The following is a 21,451-nucleotide window of genomic DNA, read 5'->3' as shown; positions in this document are numbered from 1 at the left end:
AAAACCAGCATTTGTTGAAATAGCCGCATATTCTACCCGTTATCTACGGGCGCGCCAAACCACTGATGATACCAGGGGGGTAAAAATTGATCCCGCACGCGCCGGATTTGCCAGCGATGGTGCGAAAATGTCACCGATATTTGCCCGGAATGGGGGGTATCGTGCCAGATATATCCCTCTTTTCGATAGCGCCGGACTACTTTAGCCGACGGGAATCGCCATGCGTTATAGCGGGCCGCTGAATCCAGCGCAATCTCCCCTTCCAGGCGCTGTACCAGCGGCAATGAAGACGAGGTATTGCTGCCGTGATGAGGTACCTGTATGAGGGTGGACGTCAGATGCTGCCAGTAATGGCTAAGCATAGCCTGTTCTGCCTGTGCTTCAATGTCTCCCGTCAGCAGAACGCTCTGCTCGCCGTCGTCAATTTTTACCACGCAGGAGTGATTGTTACCCTGAGCCGGATAATTTTCAGTGGGCCAGTGGACGGTGAACGTTAACCCCTGCCATTGCCATCTTTGCCCGCGAAAGCAGGGACGATGCCCAGTCTGGTGCAACGGACTTCTTACCCACATTTCGGGCCATGTTTTTTGCAGCGATACAAGACCTCCCGCATGGTCGAGATGCTCATGGCTGAGAATAACGCCTTCCGGCTGCAGATGATGCCAGCGCAGCCATGGAATAATTAACCGCTGTGCACTATCCCCGCCCGGCCAGGCAAGCCCGGTATCGTAAAGAATGGCTTTTCCCTGTCGTTCAATAACCATTGCCAGCCCCTGCCCCACGTCCAGCATATGGAGCGTCCAGGCGTCGCTTTTCGCCGTTCGCCAGAGGGGAGAAGCCAGCAAGACACTTCCCGCCAGACAAACGGCAGGAACGGTTTTCCAGGCGCGGAAACGCCAGCCGATGAGGATAAGCCACGGCAGTAACGTCATGTACTGCCAGCGCTGGTCCACACTCTGCCAGCCGTCTGGCAGGCGCATCAGCAACCAGAACAACCCGGCAAGCGTCTTATCGGCTGCATACCAGATGCCGCTTTCCAGCCCCGCCAGCGGCAGCAGATGGAGCAGCATGCCAAGTAAAATCAGCGGTACGCAGACAAACGTCACCAACGGCACGGCAAAGAAGTTGGCGATCAACGATGAAATGCTAAAGCCATGGAAAATCAGAACCTGTAGCGGCATGAGAAGTAACAGCATGCCGACCTGCAGATAGACAAGGTTCAGCAGCGGACGTATCCGGCGAGCCCACTGCCAGTGAGGAAGCGGCAACCACTGAAACCAGAAAATCAGCGCGGCGACGGCAAATGCAGACAAAAGCAGACTCTGCGAAAGTATGGCTAAGGGATCGCTTATCAGGATCGCCGCGACACAGCAGATCCACACCTGCCATGGAGACCATTGCCGGGAACCGATCCGCAGCGCCGCCAGTACAGCAAGTGCGATGACCGTGCGTAGCGCGGGCGGTTGCAGACCGGTCAGCCAGGCGTAGAAAGCAGCAAAGAATAACCCTGCCAGCAGAGGCATTTGCCAGTTGACCCGATGGCAAGGTAATAAAAACTGAAGCCCGCGCACAAGAAACCAGACGATGGAGGCCGCCAGCGCGATATGCAGACCCGAAATCGCCATCAGATGCAGCGTGCCGGTTTCACGCATCAGGTCTTTTATTTCCCTGGGGACATCCAGACGTTCTCCCATGCCCAGCCCGAGGATAACCGCGCCCCAGCGATAAACTGAAAGTCGGTTTTGCAGCGATGTCAGGTATTGCGCTCGCAGGCTGCAGCGTCCATCGATGAGTTCTGCATGGGTAAAACGCCCACTTAGCGTTTGATGGCGGGCAATAGCGCTGCGCTGGGGGTCATACCCTCCGTCGTTCAGTTCGCCGTGTACAGGCCTGAGCCGGAGCGTCATCGCCCAGCGCTGACCGGCACACGCTTTCTGCGGCAGATAATGACCATAAAGCGTTACGCCTGTTGACGCCCACCAGCGATGGCCATCAACGGTGAGTATTTTTCCCTGATGCACAGTGGCACCATCAGTCGCGGCGATCTCCACCTCGGCCTGTACGGCACCTGCGGTTAAATGCTGCATCGGCCAGACGCTCTCTTGCGCGGCCAGAATGCCCCACACGCAAAATAACAGCGTCAACCCCACATACTTCAGCCGTACGTTTTGGCGTGCGGCCAGTGCAACTGCGCCAGCCATCATTATCCAGATGGTATAACGCGATGGCAGTTCAGGTAACCAGAGTAACGGGGCTATCGCCAGAATGGCGCAGATACCTAAAGCGGGAATTCCCATTGCTACCTCCCTGTTTCTGGGTGGCAGTATGCGGGCAGATCGAGCGGGGTGTCAGGCGTGAAAAATGCAATCTACAGCAAGCGCTGCAAGGTTTTTAGCGCGTTGCAGAAAACGCAACTTAAAATGCGAGACACCTTCAGAATGAAAGTGACGGAGACAAAAAAAGCACCCGCAGGTGCTTTCTTTCGAACCCAGTTTAACCGGCTGGCTAAACTCAGTTGCCGTAAATATTGGCGCGATCGCGCAGTTCTTTACCCGGCTTAAAGTGTGGAACGTACTTCCCTTCCAGCTCGACTTTATCACCAGTTTTCGGGTTACGCCCGGTACGTGGAGCACGATAGTGCAGAGAAAAACTACCGAAACCGCGGATTTCAATGCGCTCGCCCTGGGCAAGAGTGGAGGCCATATGCTCCAGCATCTCTTTTACGGCATCTTCCACTGCCTTGGCAGGGATATGCGGTTGCTGACTGGCAAGTCTTTCAATCAATTCTGACTTGGTCATGATTCCTCCGGTTCCTTTCAAACCAATTAGCTGAACAGCTCATTAAACAAGGGCGGCCGTAGCCGCCCTTTGTTATTGATTACAGGACGAATCCTGCAATCTGTCAAGTCTGCTCCTCATCCTTCGCGCTGTAAATGCGTTACAGCTCAAATGATGCTGAGAACCTGATATTACTCGCCTTTAGCTGCTTTGAAAGCTTCAGCCATTGCGTTGTTAGAGAAGTTTGCATCTTCCTGTTTGTTAACAGTTGCGATTGCATCTTTCTCATCAGCTTCGTCTTTAGCACGAACAGACAGGCTGATTGCACGGTTCTTACGGTCAACACCGGTGAACTTAGCTTCAACGTCGTCGCCTACGTTCAGAACCAGAGTGGCATCTTCAACGCGGTCACGTGAAGCTTCAGAAGCGCGCAGGTAACCTTCAACGCCGTCAGCCAGTTCTACGGTTGCGCCTTTAGCGTCAACTGCAGTCACTTTACCGTTTACGATTGCGCCTTTCTTGTTCAGTGCAACCCAGTTGTTGAACGGATCTTCTGCGAGCTGTTTAACGCCCAGGGAGATACGCTCACGCTCTGCGTCAACCTGCAGAACAACTGCAGCGATTTCGTCGCCTTTTTTGTATTCACGAACTGCTTCTTCGCCTGCAACGTTCCAGGAGATGTCAGACAGGTGAACCAGGCCATCGATGCCGCCGTCCAGGCCGATGAAGATACCGAAGTCAGTGATAGACTTGATTTTACCTTCAACACGGTCGCCCTTGTTGTGGGTTTCCGCGAACTGCTGCCATGGGTTGTTTTTGCACTGCTTCAGGCCCAGGGAGATACGACGACGTTCTTCGTCGATATCCAGAACCATCACTTCCACTACATCACCAACGTTAACAACTTTGGATGGGTGGATGTTTTTGTTGGTCCAGTCCATTTCGGAAACGTGCACCAGGCCTTCAACGCCTTCTTCGATTTCAACGAAGCAGCCGTAGTCGGTCAGGTTGGTTACGCGACCAGTCAGTTTAGTACCTTCTGGGTAACGCTTAGCGATAGCTACCCATGGATCTTCGCCCAGCTGTTTCAGGCCGAGGGATACACGAGTACGCTCGCGGTCGAACTTCAGCACTTTAACAGTGATTTCGTCGCCCACGTTCACGATTTCGCTTGGGTGCTTAACGCGTTTCCACGCCATGTCGGTGATGTGCAGCAGGCCATCAACGCCGCCCAGGTCAACGAATGCGCCGTAGTCAGTGAGGTTCTTAACGATACCTTTGACTTCCATGCCTTCCTGCAGGTTTTCCAGCAGCTGATCGCGTTCTGCGCTGTTTTCGGATTCGATAACGGCACGACGGGAAACAACAACGTTGTTACGCTTCTGGTCCAGCTTGATTACTTTGAACTCAAGCTCTTTGCCTTCGAGGTGCAGGGTGTCACGGACTGGACGAACGTCTACCAGTGAACCTGGCAGGAACGCACGAATACCATTCAGCTCAACAGTGAAGCCACCTTTAACTTTGCCGTTGATAACACCGACCACAGTTTCAGCTTCTTCGTAAGCTTTCTCCAGCGTGATCCATGCTTCGTGACGTTTAGCTTTCTCACGAGACAGCAGGGTTTCGCCGAAGCCGTCTTCTACTGCGTCCAGAGCAACGTCAACTTCGTCACCAACCTGGATTTCCAGCTCGCCCTGGGCGTTTTTGAACTGCTCAGCCGGAATGGCGGACTCAGATTTCAGACCGGCGTCAACCAGTACTACGTCTTTGTCGATAGCAACAACAACACCGCGAACGATGGAACCCGGACGGGTTTCGATTTCTTTTAAGGATTCTTCAAACAGTTGAGCAAAAGATTCAGTCATGTTTAATCTTCAGGTTAATATTAACGTCCACCTGGCTCCGTGCCGGATGGGGTTGTTTCACATACCCGCCGTCAATCCATTGCAGCGGGGGTACTGCTAAATCGGTCGCGATTACGCGAGTGCCAGTTTTTGGCGCGCATATTGTAGCGCTTTTTCAATCACTTGCTCAATAGTTAAACTGGTTGAATCCAGAACTAATGCATCTTCTGCAGGAACAAGCGGTGCGACGGCGCGGTTACGATCGCGGTCATCGCGCTCTTTTATCTCGGATAAAAGGCGTTCAAAGTTAACACTAAACCCCTTTTCCTGCAACTGAAGCATACGGCGTTGAGCACGTTCTTCCGAAGAGGCGTCAAGGAAGATTTTTACTGGCGCATCAGGGAAGACCACGGTTCCCATGTCGCGTCCATCAGCGATCAGACCCGGGGCTTCACGAAACGCTCGCTGGCGACGCAGCAGCGCCTCGCGAACGCGTGGGAAAGCCGCCACCTGGGAGGCCGCATTAGCAACTTCCTGCGTACGGATTTCGCCGCTCACGTCTTCCCCTTCCAGGATCACTTCCAGGTTGCCATTGGTAGAAACAAAACGCACATCCAGATGCGCAGCCAGCGGTACCAGCGCTTCTTCAGAGGCGACATCCACGTGATGATGCAGCGCAGCCAGCGCCAGCACGCGATAGATTGCTCCCGAATCTAAAAGATGCCATTGCAATGCTTCCGCCATCGCTTTGCACAGAGTACCTTTCCCTGCGCCACTCGGCCCATCAATGGTGATTACCGGGGCAACTGCCGTCATCTTTTTCTCCTTAAATAAGGCATACCGTTAACATGAACGCCGCGCATTATACGCGCCAACGTGCGCAACTGTTACCTTTGCGTGCAAATTACGGAATGATAGAAGCAGAGTGTAGAAGAAATGAGCGGGAAAGATCGTCAGGAAGCGTAAGGAAATGCCGCATCAGGTGATGCGGCAAGACTTCATCATGCCAGGGTGCTAATGCGCGCCAGCTGTTCGAAATAGTCCGGGAAGGTTTTCGCCGTACATTTCGGATCGAGAATGGTCACAGGGGTATCGGACAGCGCCACCAGCGAAAAACACATCGCCATACGGTGATCGTTATAGGTCCCGATTTCAGCAAAGTTCAGTTTTGCCGGCGGCGTGACGCGAATGTAATCTTCGCCCTCTTCTACCTCAGCGCCGACTTTACGCAACTCGGTTGCCATCGCGAACAGGCGGTCCGTCTCTTTTACGCGCCAGTTATAGATGTTGCGCAGCGTGGTGGTGCCTTTGGCAAACAGCGCCGCCGTGGCAATGGTCATCGCCGCATCCGGGATATGGTTCATGTCCATGTCGATGGCGTTCAGCTCACCGTGGGTACAGGAGATGAAATCATCCCCCCAGGTGACAACCGCGCCCATTTTTTCCAGCACGTCAGCAAAACGAATATCGCCCTGCACGCTGTTGCGGCCAATGCCGGTCACTTTTACCGTACCGCCTTTAATCGCGCCAGCGGCAAGGAAATAGGACGCGGATGAAGCATCGCCTTCAACCAGGTAGTTGCCCGGCGACTGGTACTGCTGCGCCCCACGCACGACAAAGCGCTGATAAGACTGGTTTTCAACCTCAACGCCGAAGGTTTTCATCAGATGCAGCGTAATATCAATATACGGTTTGGAGACCAGCTCACCTTTAATCGTGATAACCGTATCCTGCGGGGCCAGCGGCGCGGTCATCAGTAGCGCCGTCAGGAACTGGCTGGAGACGCTGCCGTCAACCTCGACGGTACCGCCGGTAAAGCCCCCGCGCAGACGCAGTGGCGGGTAATTTTCCTGCTCCAGATACTCAATCTGCGCGCCGCCCTGACGCAGGGCATCTACCAGATGGCCGATCGGACGCTCCTTCATGCGCGGCTCGCCGGTCAGCACGATGTTATTGCTCCCGAGGCACAGGGCCGCCGCCAGCGGACGCATCGCGGTACCCGCGTTACCCAGAAACAGCTCAAGCTCTTCACTCGCCCGCAGCGCGCCGCCGTTGCCGGTCACTTCGCAGCGGGTGCGATCGTCAGAGAGTGTGTAATGAACGCCCAACGCTTTCAGCGCATTGAGCATATGGCGCACGTCATCGCTGTCCAGCAGGTTGGTGAGGACGGTGGTGCCGTTTGCCAGAGCTGCCAGCAGCAGAGCGCGGTTCGAGACACTTTTTGAACCAGGCAGATTGATGGTGCCATCTACCCGCGCGATAGGTTGTAACGTCAGGGATTCCATGAAAACTAAACTCTCAACTCAACATAATAAAAACCCCGCAGGGACGCTGCGGGGGTGAAAAACAGCAAATTAACCGTGACGACGTTCGAAGTCGATCATGAAATCGGTCAGGGCTTTAACGCCTTCCAGCGGCATGGCGTTATAAATGGAGGCACGCATGCCGCCCACGACACGGTGACCTTTGAGCGCATGCAGACCTGCGGCGAAGGACTCTTCCAGGAACACTTTGTCCAGGTTGCTGTCCGCCAGCTGGAACGGCACGTTCATGCGGGAACGGTTAGCTTTCGCCACATCGTTGCGGTAGAAATCACTCTTGTCGATCACGCCATACAGCAGTTCGGCTTTCTGCTGATTGATCTTGTCCATCTGCGCCACGCCGCCGTTTTGCTTCAGCCATTTGAAGACCAGGCCGGAGAGATACCAGGCAAACGTAGGTGGGGTGTTGAACATGGAGTCGTTGTCATTCAGGACGGTGTAATCCAGGATTGACGGGCAGGACTTATGGGCTTTCCCCAGCAGGTCTTCACGGACGATGACAATAGTCAGCCCAGCAGGACCGATGTTTTTCTGAGCACCTGCGTAAATGACGCCGTAGCGACTGACGTCCAGCGGAGTGGACAGAATGGTTGAAGAGAAGTCCGCCGTCACAATGACATTGTCGCCAAAGTCTGGCTCTTCGTGAATGGCGATGCCGTCGATGGTTTCGTTCGGGCAGTAGTGGAGATACGCGGCGTTGTCAGACAGCTGCCACTCGCTCATCGGCTTCACGGCGCGCAGACCGTCAACGGTCACTTTGGCGTCGATAACGTTCGGCGTGCAGTATTTGTGCGCTTCTTTTACCGCACTGGCTGCCCAGTAGCCGGCATCGACGTAATCAGCGGTGGTTTTGTCGCCCAGCAGATTGAGCGGGATGCCCGCAAACTGGCCGCGTCCACCGCCGTGACAGAACAATACTTTGTAGTTCGAGGGAATGTTCAGCAGATCGCGAAAATCCTTTTCTGCCTCTTCCGCCACCTGAATAAACGCTTTACCACGGTGGCTGATTTCCATCACCGACGTACCCAGACCGTTCCAGTCACACAGCTCCTGTTGAGCCTGTTTGAGCACGTCTGCCGGTAACATTGCCGGACCTGAACTGAAATTAAAGACTTGAGCCATTTCCCCTCACCACGCTAAAAGCCATAAGTTATAACTGTGGATATCGGTTTTATCATTCAGTGACACGCGCCGCAATGTCTAAAACTTATGACCGGGGAAATGTGCCCTTCGTCACACAAAACAATCTGCCGCCTCGTCGTCACAAAACCGACAAAATCGCTGTCAGACGAGGCGTTTAGCCCGGCTAACCTTTGTCCATTCCGGATTTGCACAACGAGGGCATAATTGATGATCGCCTGCATGCATCCCCACAACATGACTACATTTTATACATGCATACTCCCCGGTTTCAGGTATCACCCTGAACCGTTCTACTAACATATCCGGCAGGATACACAGGCCGGGCTTAACGTCGTCGTCAGCATAGTAATAGACGCTGATTTGCCCATTGGTTTCCATGATCGCCAGCCGCACCTGTCCGAGCTGTTCAACGCTATTCAGGCGCAGCTCCATAAAGAACTCAAACTCGGTCATATTGGCGCTTTGCACATTTTCCCAGGCCAGCTGACCGTCCTCGACAATAACGACCGGTTTCCCTTCAAGCAGATCTTCCAGCTTTTCACTTTTTGACATCAGCCACATCACCAGCCGGTAAAGCAAGGCGAGGGAAACAAAAACGATAAACACCGGCACCATCGGCACGTCGTCATAAAACGCGACGTCCCCCGCCGCCGAGCCCAGCGTCAGGATGATCAGCACTTCAAACAGCGACATCTGACGAACGCCACGACGGCCGGTAATTTTGAGAAACAGGAAGACGAGTACGAAGGTATACAGGCTGCGCAGCGCCACTTCGCCCAGAAATTCAGGTGGAACTTTATCAAACGCCATCCGCTGGAGATCAAATGCTTTCATTTTTCTATGCCTTAACAGTCAGTTACTGCTACTAAGCATAGCCCAGCCATTTATTTTCGCCGGAGATAGCACCCGTCACGCAAAACCCGTATCATTGCGCGCTTTACGTACGATAAAAGTGAACGCCATGACTCAAACGTTTATCCCCGGCAAAGACGCCGCTCTGGAAGATTCCATCGCTCGCTTCCAGCAGAAACTGACCGACCTGGGCTTTAACATCGAAGAAGCCTCCTGGCTGAACCCGGTGCCTCACGTCTGGTCCGTGCACATTCGCGACAAAGACTGCGCGCTCTGCTTTACCAACGGTAAAGGTGCGACAAAAAAAGCGGCACTGGCCTCTGCGCTGGGTGAGTATTTTGAGCGTCTGTCCACCAACTACTTCTTCGCCGACTTCTGGCTGGGTGAAACCATTGCCAACGGCCCGTTCGTTCACTATCCGAACGAAAAATGGTTCCCGCTGACCGAAGACGATGAACTGCCGGAAGGCATTCTGGATGCCCGTCTGCGTGCCTTCTACGATCCGGAAAACGAACTGACCGCCAGCATGCTGATCGATCTGCAGTCTGGGAATGAAGAGCGTGGGATCTGCGCCCTGCCGTTCACCCGTCAGTCTGACGAGCAAACCGTGTATATTCCGATGAACATCGTCGGCAACCTGTATGTGTCCAACGGTATGTCCGCCGGTAACACCCGCAATGAAGCGCGCGTGCAGGGTCTCTCTGAAGTCTTCGAGCGTCATATCAAAAACCGCATTATCGCCGAATCCATCAGCCTGCCTGAAATTCCGGCAGACGTGCTGGCGCGCTACCCGGGGGTGGTGGAATCCATCGCCAAACTGGAAGCCGAAGGTTTCCCAATCTTTGCATATGACGGCTCGCTGGGCGGTAAATATCCGGTTATCTGCGTCGTGCTGTTTAACCCGACTAACGGAACCTGCTTCGCCTCCTTCGGCGCGCATCCTGACTTCGGCGTGGCGCTGGAGCGTACCGTGACCGAGCTGCTGCAGGGCCGTAGCCTGAAAGATCTCGACGTATTCACCCCGCCAACGTTTGACGATGAAGAAGTGGCCGAGCACACCAACCTCGAAACCCACTTCATCGACTCCAGCGGTTTGATCTCCTGGGATATGTTCAAGCAGGACGCGGACTATCCGTTCGTGGACTGGAGCTTTGCCGGTACCACGGAAGAAGAGTTCGCGACGCTGATGGCGATCTTTAACGCGGAAGACCAGGAAGTGTACATTGCCGATTACGAGCACCTGGGCGTTTACGCGTGCCGCATCATCGTGCCTGGCATGTCTGATATCTATCCGGCGGAAGATCTGTGGCTCGCAAACAACAGCATGGGCGCGCACCTGCGTGAAACCCTACTCTCCCTGCCGGGCAGCGAGTGGGAAAAAGAAGATTATCTCAACCTGATAGCCCAGCTGGACGATGAAGGCCACGATGACTTTACCCGCGTGCGCGAGCTGCTGGGTCTGGCGACCGGGAAAGACAACGGCTGGTACACGCTGCGCATCGGTGAACTGAAAGCGATGCTGGCCCTCGCGGGCGGCGATCTGGATCAGGCTCTGGCCTGGACAGAATGGACCATGGAGTTTAACCAGTCGGTCTTCTCCGCCGAGCGCACCAACTATTACCGCTGCCTGCAAACCCTGCTGCTGCTTGCGCAGGAAGACGATCGCGAGCCACTGCAGTACCTGAACGCTTTCGTACGTATGTACGGTGCTGAAGCGGTTGAAGCCGCCAGCGCGGCGCTGAGCGGTGAAGAGCCGTTCTACGGTCTGCAGGCGGTTGACAGCGATCTGAAAGCCTTCCCGGCGCATCAGTCTCTGCTGAAGGCCTATGAAAAACTGCAGAAAGCAAAAGCCGCTTACTGGTCAAAATAAGCGCATATAACATTAACGGCAGTAGGCGTATTCAATCGTCTGGGCTATATTACGGGGCAATTTCATTGCCCCGTTTTTTATTCTCTTCGGCAATGATTGTTGATTGTAATAATAAAGTTAAACACGGGTAAATATAATAATATTTGCCTGGGCTTTATTGTTACTTTTTATGGTAATTACTCCATATTAATTAACTGTTTCGAAGGGGGCCGAACGAAAAAATTCAACTCTTTTCATAACTTTTAAAATTTATTTTTATACGGATAATCAAATACTTACTCCGCATTTGCTGTGAAACCATACATACTGCGGGCCTATAAGCCAGGCGAGATATGATCTATATCAATTTCTCTTCTATAATGCTTTGTTAGTATCTCGTCGCCGACTTAATAAAGAGAGAGTTAGTGTGAAAGCTGACAACCCTTTTGATCTTTTACTCCCCGCCGCGATGGCAAAAGTTGCCGAAGAAGCGGGTGTCTATAAAGCAACGAAACACCCGATGAAGACGTTCTATCTGGCGATCACTGCAGGTGTGTTCATCTCTATCGCTTTCGTCTTCTACATCACCGCCACCACCGGTACTGCCGGAATGCCTTTCGGCATGGCCAAACTGATTGGCGGCATTTGCTTCTCACTGGGTCTGATTCTCTGCGTCATTTGCGGCGCCGACCTCTTCACCTCAACGGTGCTGATTGTTGTGGCGAAAGCCAGCGGAAGAATTACCTGGGGTCAACTGGCGCGCAACTGGCTTAACGTCTACGTTGGTAACCTGATTGGCTGTCTGCTCTTTGTTCTGTTGATGTGGCTCTCTGGCGAGTATATGACCGCCAACGGTGGCTGGGGGCTTAATGTCCTGCAAACCGCTGACCACAAAATGCATCACACATTTATCGAAGCCGTTGCTCTCGGCATCCTCGCAAACCTGATGGTCTGCCTGGCGGTCTGGATGAGCTACTCTGGCCGTAGCCTGATGGATAAAGCCATGATTATGGTTCTGCCGGTTGCGATGTTTGTTGCCAGCGGCTTCGAGCACAGTATTGCGAATATGTTCATGATCCCGATGGGGATTGTTATCCGCAACTTTGCAAGCCCGGAGTTCTGGACCGCAGTTGGTTCATCCCCGGAAAGTTTCTCTCACCTGACTATTATGAATTTCATTACTGATAACCTGATCCCCGTCACTATCGGGAACATTATCGGTGGGGGTCTGTTAGTTGGGTTGACATACTGGGTCATTTACCTGCGTGGCGGCGACCATCATTAATGGTTGTCTCAGGCAGTAAATAAAAAATCCACTTAAGAAGGTAGGTGTTACATGTCCGAGCTTAATGAAAAGTTAGCCACAGCCTGGGAAGGTTTTGCGAAAGGTGACTGGCAGAATGAAGTCAACGTCCGTGACTTCATTCAGAAAAACTATACCCCGTATGAAGGTGACGAATCCTTCCTGGCTGGCGCAACTGACGCGACCACCAAGCTGTGGGACAGCGTAATGGAAGGCGTTAAACTGGAAAACCGCACTCACGCGCCAGTTGATTTTGACACCTCCGTTGCATCCACCATCACTTCTCACGATGCTGGCTACATCAACAAAGCCCTTGAGAAAATTGTTGGTCTGCAGACTGAAGCACCACTGAAACGCGCCATCATCCCGTTCGGTGGTATCAAAATGGTTGAAGGTTCCTGCAAAGCGTATAACCGCGAGCTGGACCCAATGCTGAAAAAAATCTTCACCGAATACCGCAAAACCCATAACCAGGGCGTATTCGATGTTTATACCAAAGACATTCTGAACTGCCGTAAATCTGGCGTTCTGACTGGTCTGCCAGATGCCTATGGCCGTGGCCGTATCATCGGTGACTACCGTCGCGTTGCGCTGTACGGTATCGACTTCCTGATGAAAGACAAATACGCGCAGTTCGTTTCCCTGCAGTCTGACCTGGAAAACGGCGTAAACCTGGAAGCGACTATCCGTCTGCGTGAAGAAATTGCTGAACAGCACCGCGCGCTGGGTCAGATCAAAGAGATGGCGGCTAAATACGGCTGTGATATCTCTGGTCCTGCGACCAACGCTCAGGAAGCTATTCAGTGGACCTACTTCGGCTACCTGGCCGCTGTTAAGTCTCAGAACGGTGCAGCAATGTCCTTCGGCCGCGTATCCACCTTCCTGGATGCGTACATCGAACGTGACCTGAAAGCAGGCAAAATCACCGAGCAAGACGCTCAGGAAATGATTGACCACCTGGTCATGAAACTGCGTATGGTTCGCTTCCTGCGTACCCCAGAATATGATGAACTGTTCTCTGGTGACCCAATCTGGGCAACCGAATCAATCGGCGGTATGGGCGTAGATGGCCGTACGCTGGTTACCAAAAACAGCTTCCGCTTCCTGAACACCCTGTACACCATGGGTCCTTCTCCGGAGCCAAACATCACCGTTCTGTGGTCTGAAAAACTGCCTCTGAACTTCAAGAAATTCGCCGCTAAAGTGTCCATCGACACCTCTTCTCTGCAGTACGAGAACGATGACCTGATGCGTCCGGACTTCAACAACGACGACTACGCTATCGCTTGCTGCGTGAGCCCAATGGTTGTTGGTAAACAAATGCAGTTCTTCGGTGCGCGTGCAAACCTGGCGAAAACCATGCTATACGCTATCAACGGCGGCGTTGATGAAAAACTGAAAATGCAGGTTGGTCCTAAGTCTGAGCCAATCAAAGGCGACGTGCTGAACTATGACGAAGTCATGGAGCGCATGGACCACTTCATGGACTGGCTGGCTAAGCAGTACGTGACCGCGCTGAACGTTATCCACTACATGCACGACAAGTACAGCTACGAAGCCTCTCTGATGGCGCTGCACGACCGTGACGTTATCCGCACCATGGCGTGTGGTATCGCAGGTCTGTCCGTTGCGGCTGACTCCCTGTCTGCAATCAAATACGCGAAAGTTAAACCAATTCGTGACGAAGACGGTCTGGCCGTAGACTTCGAAATCGAAGGCGAATACCCGCAGTTTGGTAACAACGACGCTCGCGTTGATGACATGGCGGTTGACCTGGTAGAACGTTTCATGAAGAAAATTCAGAAACTCACTACCTACCGTAACGCTATCCCGACTCAGTCTGTTCTGACCATCACCTCTAACGTTGTGTATGGTAAGAAAACCGGTAACACCCCAGACGGTCGTCGTGCTGGCGCGCCATTTGGCCCAGGTGCTAACCCAATGCACGGTCGTGACCAGAAAGGTGCTGTAGCTTCTCTGACCTCCGTTGCTAAACTGCCGTTTGCTTACGCGAAAGATGGTATCTCTTACACCTTCTCTATCGTGCCAAACGCGCTGGGTAAAGACGACGAAGTGCGTAAAACTAACCTCGCGGGTCTGATGGATGGTTACTTCCACCACGAAGCGTCCATCGAAGGTGGTCAGCACCTGAACGTGAACGTAATGAACCGTGAAATGCTGCTCGACGCGATGGAACATCCTGAGAAATATCCTCAGCTGACCATCCGCGTATCTGGCTACGCAGTACGTTTTAACTCCCTGACGAAAGAACAGCAGCAGGACGTTATCACCCGTACTTTCACTCAGTCCATGTAAGTGGAATTGACTGAAATCACGCGTTAAAAAGCGTACAATAAAGGCTCCACGCAAGTGGGGCCTTTTTAACACCCTCGCTTCACCAGTCTCTTTTGTCCGCTATCTATACTTTATGGATAACAGCCAAAACAGACTCGACATAGCCTTTGAGCTGTGCAACTACACAGGCCCCCGGATGGGCCAAATTCGGAGATATCACCGCAATGTCAACTATTGGTCGCATTCACTCCTTTGAATCCTGTGGCACCGTCGATGGCCCGGGGATCCGCTTTATTACCTTTTTCCAGGGCTGCCTGATGCGCTGCCTGTACTGCCATAACCGCGACACCTGGGACACGCACGGCGGTAAAGAAGTCACCGTGGAAGATCTGATGAAAGAGGTGGTGACCTACCGCCACTTTATGAACGCATCCGGCGGTGGCGTGACCGCGTCCGGCGGTGAAGCTATTCTTCAGGCTGAGTTTGTCCGCGACTGGTTCCGCGCCTGCCATAAAGAAGGCATTCATACCTGTCTCGACACCAACGGCTTTGTGCGCCGCTACGATCCGGTCATTGATGAACTGCTCGACGTGACCGATCTGGTGATGCTCGATCTCAAACAGATGAACGATGAGATCCACCAGAATCTGGTTGGCGTTTCTAACCACCGTACGCTGGAGTTTGCCAAATACATCGCCGATAAAGGCATCAAAACCTGGATCCGCTACGTTGTTGTTCCCGGCTGGTCAGATGACGATGACTCCGCACATCGCCTGGGTGAATTTACCCGCGACATGGGCAACGTCGAGAAAATTGAGCTTCTGCCCTATCACGAACTGGGTAAACATAAATGGGTGGCGATGGGCGAAGAGTACAAGCTTGATGGCGTGAAGCCGCCGAAAAAAGAGACGATGGAACGCGTGAAAGGTATTCTTGAGCAGTACGGCCACAAGGTCATGTATTAAAGAGAAGGCCCGGTAAGAACCGGGCCTTTTTATATTCTATTTAAAGACGCCGTTAATTACGGAGGTCACAATCGCCGTACTCAGCGCAATTAAGACCAGGTCGTCCCCGACCACGCGCCATTCATAGCCCGGGTAGGAAGGAAGCTGGCCGAGCATAGAGGCTGGTACGGTCTTCTTCGCAATGCCCGGAGGAAGCGGTTTACCGCGTGCGAGGTTTTTCGCAATCCCCGGAGGCAGAGACTCATAGCCCGTTAAGCCATAATTCAATGCCAGGTGGCGGGCATGATCGAAGCTCACGCGAGCGTCGACGTCATTACCGACATCTTTGCTGTTTTTGAAGCTCTTATCCGATTTTCCAGGGTTTTCCTTTCCGCTATTTTGCTTATTACCATGGTTACCGGAATTACCAGAATTCCCGTTACCATGATTGCCGCCATTACCTTGTCCGCCACTGTTTCCATGACCACCGCCATTCCCGTTTCCAGGATTAGCCATGACCGGAGCCGTTGCAAACGTTAAAGACAACACTACGGCAAGTGCGGTAGTGGAAAAACGACGTATAGACATGATTGTTGCCTTTTGTGGTAGAACTCATTTGAATTATCGCCAGGCGGAGAAAACAAACAATGCGTAAAAGTCTTATATGTGACAGGGACAAAAAAGCCTGTCATCGACAGGCTTTTATTTAATCAGGCGTGCGCCACAGGGGTTGGATGCTCGCCCGCTTTGCGCAGCAGCATCAGGAGATAAATAAACGACACGCTGGCAATCATAATAAACAGCAAATTGTCGGAATAATTCTGCATCAGCATCGCGGTAAATGTCGGTCCCAGCAGGCTACCGATGGTATAGCTTAATAATAGCGCCTGGTTCATTGCCACAAGCTGGTGATGTTCTACTTTCTCACAGGCCCACGCCATCGCGACCGGGTAAAGCGTGAATCCTGCGGCCCCGAGAATAAACAGTGCAGGCGCCATCGCGGCGTTGCTGAGCATCGCAAGGCATCCCATGATCACCACGAAGACCTGAACGCGCAGCACCAGCAGACGACCAAAACGGTCTGCCAGGCGGCCAATCGGCCATTGCCCCACAATACCCGCACTGACCATCACCGCCATCCAGAAACCAATTCCGGAATCGCTGACGCCCTGATGATTCAGGTAAAGCGGCATCAGGCCATAGAGCGAGCCCAGTACAATTCCCGAAATAATGCAGCCGTTTACGCCCAGACGCGCCTGACGCAGTCTCAGCATCGGCCAGACGTGCGTTGCTTCCTGATGTTCACTGTTCTGGTTCACAATGCGCGTAAAGAGCAGCGGCAGGATCGCGGCCAGCACCATGCCCGTTACCCACGGCAGAACGCTCATCAGATCGGTTGGCAGCTTGCTGACCATCAGTTGACCCAGCACGGTACCAATGTAGTAAACCATCATATAGGCCGCCAGCAGGCGTCCGCGGTTGCGGGAGGTACCGCTGCACATCAGCGCACTTTCAACCACCACCCAAATCATTGCGCAGCCAACGCCAGCGATAAAGCGCCATGCCATCCAGCTCCAGAAGCCCACCATCAGACCCAGACCGGCGCACCCGGCAGCGAAAATCAGCGAGGCCAGATAATAGCTGCGATTAAAGCCAAAACGCTTAATCAGGCTACCGGTTAATAATGTGCCCAACAGGTTCCCGGTGAAAAAGGACGAGCTGACCATACCCACCTGCCAGGTCGGTAAGTTTTCATGGGCGAGCCACAGCGGGACGAGCGTGTTTAACACGGCGATCGCCAGGGTCAACAGAAGCAGGCCACAGAGCAACAGGAGCACTGGCCGGGTATAGGTGGTCATGGATTAAAAACCGTGAGGAAGTTCAGATTTCGTGCGCATCATGCCACTGGCAAAAACAAAGTCAATCCACAGATTTAACCGGCTCGCACAATATGTTCCCTGTCGATTTAAAAAACTTATCCTGCTAATGCAGCGCCTGCTATAGATATTAATTATGTATCTGTTTTTATTTATTAATGACCGGAATTAAAACAAAACGACAGTCGAAAAATTTCATGAATGAAAAAAAAAGCCGGGCGCTATGTCCCGGCTTTTTATAACGAAAAATGAAATTAGCTGGCGATAGCCATACCGACCGTCATATGCAGGCCGTAAAACACACCGCGACCAATTAACTCCCCTGCCAGCACCAGCACAAAAGCCAGTGACAGGAGCGGCAGTGCAGGCTGATAACCTTTAAGCTGAGGGCCGATCCAGCACACCAGCGCAGCTGCCAGCAACACCACGCGCCAGGCCATCAGCGAACCGTAATCCGGCACCAGCGCAGAAGCCTGCTGGATAGAGCTGTGAATGGTTGCCAGCTCGGCCCCCTGCATCAGGGCGACCATCGCGCTCACCACCAACGCCAGCAGCGAAACGGCTGGCAGCAGACGCATTGCCCAACCGTTTACCCCCGCCACGCGCAGCAGCAGGTAGCCCAGCAGCGGCCCGCCGATAAACATCGTCAGGAAGAAGCTCATCGGCGTCCAGACGCTGTACCAGGTTGGAACGGTATCGATGGTGTTATAGACGCGCACCATCATCCACACGAACACCACGCCCAGTACCATGGTGACGATCAGCCACAGGCTGCGCAGGCCCGCAGGCAATTTCTTCAACGCAGCTAGCAGCCACCCCAGCCCGCCGACGGCAAAGAAGATTGCCCCGCTGGCAATTTCGTTACTGAGCGACGACGCCCCCACGCGGTTCAGGGAGTTAAACGCGCGCATCGGTGAGCCCAGGTGCAGCGTAGAGGCGATAAATCCAATCCCCATCAGCACCCACAGGCCAAACATGCTCAACACTAAACGCTGCTGCTGTTCGGCATTGAGGTTCCCTTTTAACAGCGCCAGCGCCAGAACAATAAAGCCGCCCACTACGCACTGCCCAAAGACCGTGAAGATCATCAGCGGCCATTCATGCCATCCACTTCCCATCTCACACCTCCTTCGGATTTGCCAGGTAGCCGGTGGTGTCACCCGTCGGACGGCTGTTGGCGTTAGGTTTAATGACAATACTCGGCTTGGTGAAGTGCGCTGACGGCAGCGGTGCCACAGCGGCAAGCTGACCGTGTTTCTGACGCAGCTCTTCTATCGGACCAAAATCCAGCGCGCGCAGCGGGCAGGACTCGACGCAGATTGGCTTTTTGCCGTCCGCTACGCGGCTGTGGCAGCCGTCGCACTTGGTCATATGTCCTTTGGCGGCGTTGTACTGCGGCGCGCCGTACGGGCACGCCATATGGCAGTAGCGACAGCCAATGCAGACATCTTCATCCACCACCACAAAACCGTCCTCCCGCTTGTGCATCGCCCCGCTTGGGCACACCTTGGTGCAGGCCGGATCTTCACAGTGGTTACAGGCAATCGACAGGTAATAGGCAAAGACGTTCTGATGCCAGACGCCGTTATCTTCCTGCCAGTCGCCCCCGGCGTATTCGTAAATGCGGCGGAAGCTCACGTCCGGGGTGAGATCTTTATAATCTTTACAGGCCAGCTCGCAGGTTTTGCACCCGGTGCAACGGCTGGAATCAATGAAAAATCCATACTGGGTTGTCATCGGTTACTCCTTAAACCTTTTCAACCTGGACAAGGTTTGTGTGAGACGGGTTGCCTTTCGCCAGCGGCGACGGACGCTGCGTGGTCAGGACGTTAATACTGCCTGCCTGGTCGATGCGGTTGGCATCCGGGCTGTACCAGGCCCCTTCCCCCAGTGCCACTACGCCAGGCATCATGCGCGGTGTCACTTTGGCTTCAATGTGTACCTCGCCGCGACCGTTAAAGATACGCACGCGATCCCCGTTACGGATACCACGTGCTTTGGCATCCATCGGGTTGATCCACATCTCCTGGCGGCAGGCGGCCTTCAGTACGTCAACGTTACCGTAGGTGGAGTGCACGCGCGCCTTGTAGTGGAAACCGGTCAGCTGCAGAGGGAATTTCGCCGTCAGCGGATCGTTATAGTTTTCGAACCCCGGCGTGTAGATCGGCAGCGGATCGATAACATCTCCTTCCGGCAGCTCCCAGGTAGATGCGATTTTTGCCAGCGCTTCGGAGTAAATTTCGATTTTGCCCGACGGCGTGGTCAGCGGATTCGCCTGCGGATCTTCACGGAACGCTTTATACGCCACGTGATGCCCTTCCGGGTCACGCTGCTTGTACATGCCCTGCTTGCGGAAGGTGTCGAAGTCCGGCAGATCGGGAATTGCTTTACGAGAGAGCTCGTGCAGATGGCGCATCCACCCTTCCTGAGTACGCCCTTCGGTAAACTGCTGTTCGACGCCTAATCGCTTCGCCAGTTCGGAGGTCATCTCATAGATGGTTTTGCACTCGAAGCGCGGCTTGATGGCCTGGTCGGTAAAGATCACGTAGGACATGTTGCCGCAGGAAGCGTCCAGCGCGAAATCCATCTGCTCAGACGCGGTGCAGTCCGGCAGCAGAATATCGGCATATTTTGCCGAGGAGGTCATGTGGCAGTCGATCACCACAATCATCTCGCACTTCTTGTCGTCCTGCAGAATTTCATGGGTGCGGTTGATTTCCGAGTGCTGGTTGATAAGGCAGTTGCCGGCGTAGTTCCAGATCATCTTGATCGGCACATCCAGCTTGTCTTTGCCCCGAACGCCGTCGCGCAGCGCGGTCATTTCCGGGCCGCGCTCGATCGCGTCAGTCCACATAAACATGGAGATGCTGGTCTGAACCGGGTTATCCAGCGTCGGCATCCGCTCAAACGGCACTTCATAAGAACCTTCGCGCGCGCCGGTGTTACCGCCATGAACGCCGACGTTGCCGGTCAGAATTGAAAGCATAGAGATAGCGCGGGTGGCGATTTCACCGTTCGCATGACGCTGCGGTCCCCAGCCCTGGCTGATGTAGGCCGGTTTAGCGGAACCAATCTCACGCGCCAGCTGAACAATGCGCTCGACCGGAATACCGGTGATGGTGGAGGCCCACTCCGGCGTTTTCGCTACGCCGTCGCTGCCCTGGCCGAGAATATATGCCTTGTAGTGACCATTGGCAGGGGCACTGGCTGGCAGCGTTTTCTCGTCATAACCGACGCAGTATTTATCAAGGAACGGCTGATCGACGAGGTTTTCAGTAATCATCACCCACGCCAGCGCGGAAACCAGTGCCGCATCGGTACCAGGACGAATGGGGATCCACTCATCTTCGCGCCCGGCACCGGTGTCGGTATAGCGCGGATCGATAATGATCATGCGGGCATTAGATTTGGCGCGGGCCTGTTCGAGGTAGTACGTCACCCCGCCGCCGCTCATGCGGGTTTCGCCCGGGTTGTTACCGAACAGGACGACCAGCTTACTGTTTTCGATATCGGACGGGCTGTTGCCGTCGGCCCAGCCGCCGTAGGTATAGTTCAGACCTGCGGCAATCTGTGCAGAAGAGTAGTCGCCGTAGTGGTTGAGATAACCGCCGCAGCAGTTCATCAGACGCGCGACCAGCGTTTTACCCGGTGGCCAGGAGCGGGTCAGCGTGCCGCCCAGCGTCCCGGTGCCATAGTTCAGGTAGATGGACTCGTTGCCGTACTCTTTGATCAGGCGCTGCATGTTGGTGGCGATAATGTCGTAGGCTTCGTCCCAGCTAATGCGCTCAAACTTCCCTTCCCCACGCTTACCGACACGCTTCATTGGGTATTTCAGACGATCCGGGTTGTAGACGCGGCGACGCATGGAGCGACCCCGCAGGCAGGCGCGAACCTGGTGTAACCCTTCGTAGTTATCGTCCCCGGTGTTGTCGGTTTCGACATACTTAATTTCGCCATCCACCACGTGCATACGCAGCGGACAACGGCTACCGCAGTTTACGGTACACGCACTCCACACCACTTTTTCCGGAGCTGCGGCTGCGGATAGTGCGTCCGCCGCCGACGCCAGCCCGGTAAAAGGGAGCGTGAAGGCGCTGCTGGCTACAGCCAGGCCGCCTATTGCCGTGGTTTTCATCAACCCACGGCGAGTGACCTCGGCAGCCATTAACGCTTCAGGCGCTTTGATTTTCATAGAGACTCACTTTGGTTGCTCACAAAGAAAAAAGAGGCGGCACGAACCGCTAT

Annotated in this window: 16 protein-coding genes; 4 read left to right on the top strand and 12 right to left on the bottom strand. The window is 53.9% G+C overall.

The window, feature by feature from the left end:
* Nucleotides 1-32: 32 nt before the first annotated feature.
* The 7 genes from APT89_RS13925 to APT89_RS13895 all read right to left on the bottom strand — a co-directional run bounded on the left by APT89_RS13925 (nt 33) and on the right by APT89_RS13895 (nt 8,920).
* Complete coding sequence (locus APT89_RS13925) at nt 33-2,297, bottom strand: ComEC family protein (protein ID WP_041910624.1); 2,265 nt, start codon at nt 2,295-2,297, stop codon at nt 33-35.
* Between the two features lie 214 nt (nt 2,298-2,511).
* Nucleotides 2,512-2,799 (bottom strand): integration host factor subunit beta, encoded by a 288-nt coding sequence (gene ihfB / locus APT89_RS13920; protein WP_008499965.1) that lies wholly within the window; start codon nt 2,797-2,799, stop codon nt 2,512-2,514.
* Between the two features lie 170 nt (nt 2,800-2,969).
* Nucleotides 2,970-4,643 carry a 30S ribosomal protein S1 gene (rpsA, locus tag APT89_RS13915; protein ID WP_008499966.1) on the bottom strand — a complete coding sequence of 558 codons (1,674 nt, stop codon included), beginning with the start codon at nt 4,641-4,643 and terminating at the stop codon, nt 2,970-2,972.
* A gap of 111 nt (nt 4,644-4,754) precedes the next feature.
* Entirely contained in the window at nt 4,755-5,438 is a 684-nt protein-coding gene (cmk, locus tag APT89_RS13910) for a (d)CMP kinase (protein WP_041910625.1), read from the bottom strand.
* 185 nt (nt 5,439-5,623) lie between these two features.
* Nucleotides 5,624-6,907 carry a 3-phosphoshikimate 1-carboxyvinyltransferase gene (aroA, locus tag APT89_RS13905; RefSeq protein ID WP_041910626.1) on the bottom strand — a complete coding sequence of 428 codons (1,284 nt, stop codon included), beginning with the start codon at nt 6,905-6,907 and terminating at the stop codon, nt 5,624-5,626.
* Nucleotides 6,908-6,976: 69 nt separating this feature from the next.
* Nucleotides 6,977-8,065, bottom strand: coding sequence for a 3-phosphoserine/phosphohydroxythreonine transaminase (serC, locus tag APT89_RS13900; protein ID WP_041910627.1), 1,089 nt, complete (start codon nt 8,063-8,065; stop codon nt 6,977-6,979).
* Nucleotides 8,066-8,227: 162 nt separating this feature from the next.
* Nucleotides 8,228-8,920 carry a DUF421 domain-containing protein gene (locus APT89_RS13895; protein ID WP_028012566.1) on the bottom strand — a complete coding sequence of 231 codons (693 nt, stop codon included), beginning with the start codon at nt 8,918-8,920 and terminating at the stop codon, nt 8,228-8,230.
* Between the two features lie 127 nt (nt 8,921-9,047).
* Between APT89_RS13895 and ycaO the strand changes: the two genes are divergently transcribed.
* From ycaO to pflA, 4 genes are all read left to right on the top strand, one after another.
* The gene (gene ycaO / locus APT89_RS13890; protein ID WP_032644855.1) at nt 9,048-10,808 is read left to right on the top strand and encodes a 30S ribosomal protein S12 methylthiotransferase accessory factor YcaO; all 1,761 of its coding nucleotides are present in this window, start codon (nt 9,048-9,050) and stop codon (nt 10,806-10,808) included.
* A 406-nt stretch (nt 10,809-11,214) separates the two neighbouring features.
* Nucleotides 11,215-12,072 (top strand): formate transporter FocA, encoded by an 858-nt coding sequence (gene focA / locus APT89_RS24120; RefSeq protein WP_028012564.1) that lies wholly within the window; start codon nt 11,215-11,217, stop codon nt 12,070-12,072.
* A gap of 51 nt (nt 12,073-12,123) precedes the next feature.
* Entirely contained in the window at nt 12,124-14,406 is a 2,283-nt protein-coding gene (gene pflB / locus APT89_RS13880) for a formate C-acetyltransferase (RefSeq protein WP_023338210.1), read from the top strand.
* A gap of 203 nt (nt 14,407-14,609) precedes the next feature.
* The gene (gene pflA, locus APT89_RS13875) at nt 14,610-15,350 is read left to right on the top strand and encodes a pyruvate formate lyase 1-activating protein (RefSeq protein WP_028012563.1); all 741 of its coding nucleotides are present in this window, start codon (nt 14,610-14,612) and stop codon (nt 15,348-15,350) included.
* Nucleotides 15,351-15,386: 36 nt separating this feature from the next.
* On the opposite strand, the gene APT89_RS13870 is transcribed toward pflA, so the two are convergent.
* The 5 genes from APT89_RS13870 to dmsA form a co-directional block, all read right to left on the bottom strand.
* Complete coding sequence (locus APT89_RS13870) at nt 15,387-15,917, bottom strand: anti-virulence regulator CigR family protein (RefSeq protein WP_047368209.1); 531 nt, start codon at nt 15,915-15,917, stop codon at nt 15,387-15,389.
* A gap of 122 nt (nt 15,918-16,039) precedes the next feature.
* Nucleotides 16,040-17,188 (bottom strand): MFS transporter, encoded by a 1,149-nt coding sequence (locus APT89_RS13865; protein WP_060572718.1) that lies wholly within the window; start codon nt 17,186-17,188, stop codon nt 16,040-16,042.
* Nucleotides 17,189-17,460: 272 nt separating this feature from the next.
* Nucleotides 17,461-18,324 carry a dimethyl sulfoxide reductase anchor subunit family protein gene (locus APT89_RS13860; protein WP_028012560.1) on the bottom strand — a complete coding sequence of 288 codons (864 nt, stop codon included), beginning with the start codon at nt 18,322-18,324 and terminating at the stop codon, nt 17,461-17,463.
* Nucleotide 18,325: 1 nt separating this feature from the next.
* The gene (locus APT89_RS13855) at nt 18,326-18,943 is read right to left on the bottom strand and encodes a DMSO/selenate family reductase complex B subunit (RefSeq protein WP_014883208.1); all 618 of its coding nucleotides are present in this window, start codon (nt 18,941-18,943) and stop codon (nt 18,326-18,328) included.
* A 10-nt stretch (nt 18,944-18,953) separates the two neighbouring features.
* A complete protein-coding gene (dmsA, locus tag APT89_RS13850; RefSeq protein ID WP_060572717.1) occupies nt 18,954-21,398 on the bottom strand; it encodes a dimethylsulfoxide reductase subunit A in 2,445 nt (814 codons plus the stop codon).
* Nucleotides 21,399-21,451 lie beyond the last annotated feature (53 nt).

It is taken from the genome of Enterobacter sp. 50588862, assembly GCF_001462935.1.
GTDB lineage: Bacteria > Pseudomonadota > Gammaproteobacteria > Enterobacterales > Enterobacteriaceae > Enterobacter > Enterobacter bugandensis.
This window is presented reverse-complemented; position numbering and strand designations above follow the sequence as displayed.

Bases quoted from the DNA above. Each gene is read 5' to 3' on its own strand.
- rpsA (WP_008499966.1), bottom strand. From the start codon at position 4,643: ATGACTGAATCTTTTGCTCAACTGTTTGAAGAATCCTTAAAAGAAATC.
- pflB (WP_023338210.1), top strand. From the start codon at position 12,124: ATGTCCGAGCTTAATGAAAAGTTAGCCACAGCCTGGGAAGGTTTTGCG.
- pflA (WP_028012563.1), top strand. From the start codon at position 14,610: ATGTCAACTATTGGTCGCATTCACTCCTTTGAATCCTGTGGCACCGTC.
- dmsA (WP_060572717.1), bottom strand. From the start codon at position 21,398: ATGAAAATCAAAGCGCCTGAAGCGTTAATGGCTGCCGAGGTCACTCGC.
- aroA (WP_041910626.1), bottom strand. From the start codon at position 6,907: ATGGAATCCCTGACGTTACAACCTATCGCGCGGGTAGATGGCACCATC.
- APT89_RS13860 (WP_028012560.1), bottom strand. From the start codon at position 18,324: ATGGGAAGTGGATGGCATGAATGGCCGCTGATGATCTTCACGGTCTTT.
- ycaO (WP_032644855.1), top strand. From the start codon at position 9,048: ATGACTCAAACGTTTATCCCCGGCAAAGACGCCGCTCTGGAAGATTCC.
- APT89_RS13895 (WP_028012566.1), bottom strand. From the start codon at position 8,920: ATGAAAGCATTTGATCTCCAGCGGATGGCGTTTGATAAAGTTCCACCT.
- APT89_RS13925 (WP_041910624.1), bottom strand. From the start codon at position 2,297: ATGGGAATTCCCGCTTTAGGTATCTGCGCCATTCTGGCGATAGCCCCG.
- cmk (WP_041910625.1), bottom strand. From the start codon at position 5,438: ATGACGGCAGTTGCCCCGGTAATCACCATTGATGGGCCGAGTGGCGCA.
- APT89_RS13855 (WP_014883208.1), bottom strand. From the start codon at position 18,943: ATGACAACCCAGTATGGATTTTTCATTGATTCCAGCCGTTGCACCGGG.
- ihfB (WP_008499965.1), bottom strand. From the start codon at position 2,799: ATGACCAAGTCAGAATTGATTGAAAGACTTGCCAGTCAGCAACCGCAT.
- serC (WP_041910627.1), bottom strand. From the start codon at position 8,065: ATGGCTCAAGTCTTTAATTTCAGTTCAGGTCCGGCAATGTTACCGGCA.
- APT89_RS13865 (WP_060572718.1), bottom strand. From the start codon at position 17,188: ATGACCACCTATACCCGGCCAGTGCTCCTGTTGCTCTGTGGCCTGCTT.
- APT89_RS13870 (WP_047368209.1), bottom strand. From the start codon at position 15,917: ATGTCTATACGTCGTTTTTCCACTACCGCACTTGCCGTAGTGTTGTCT.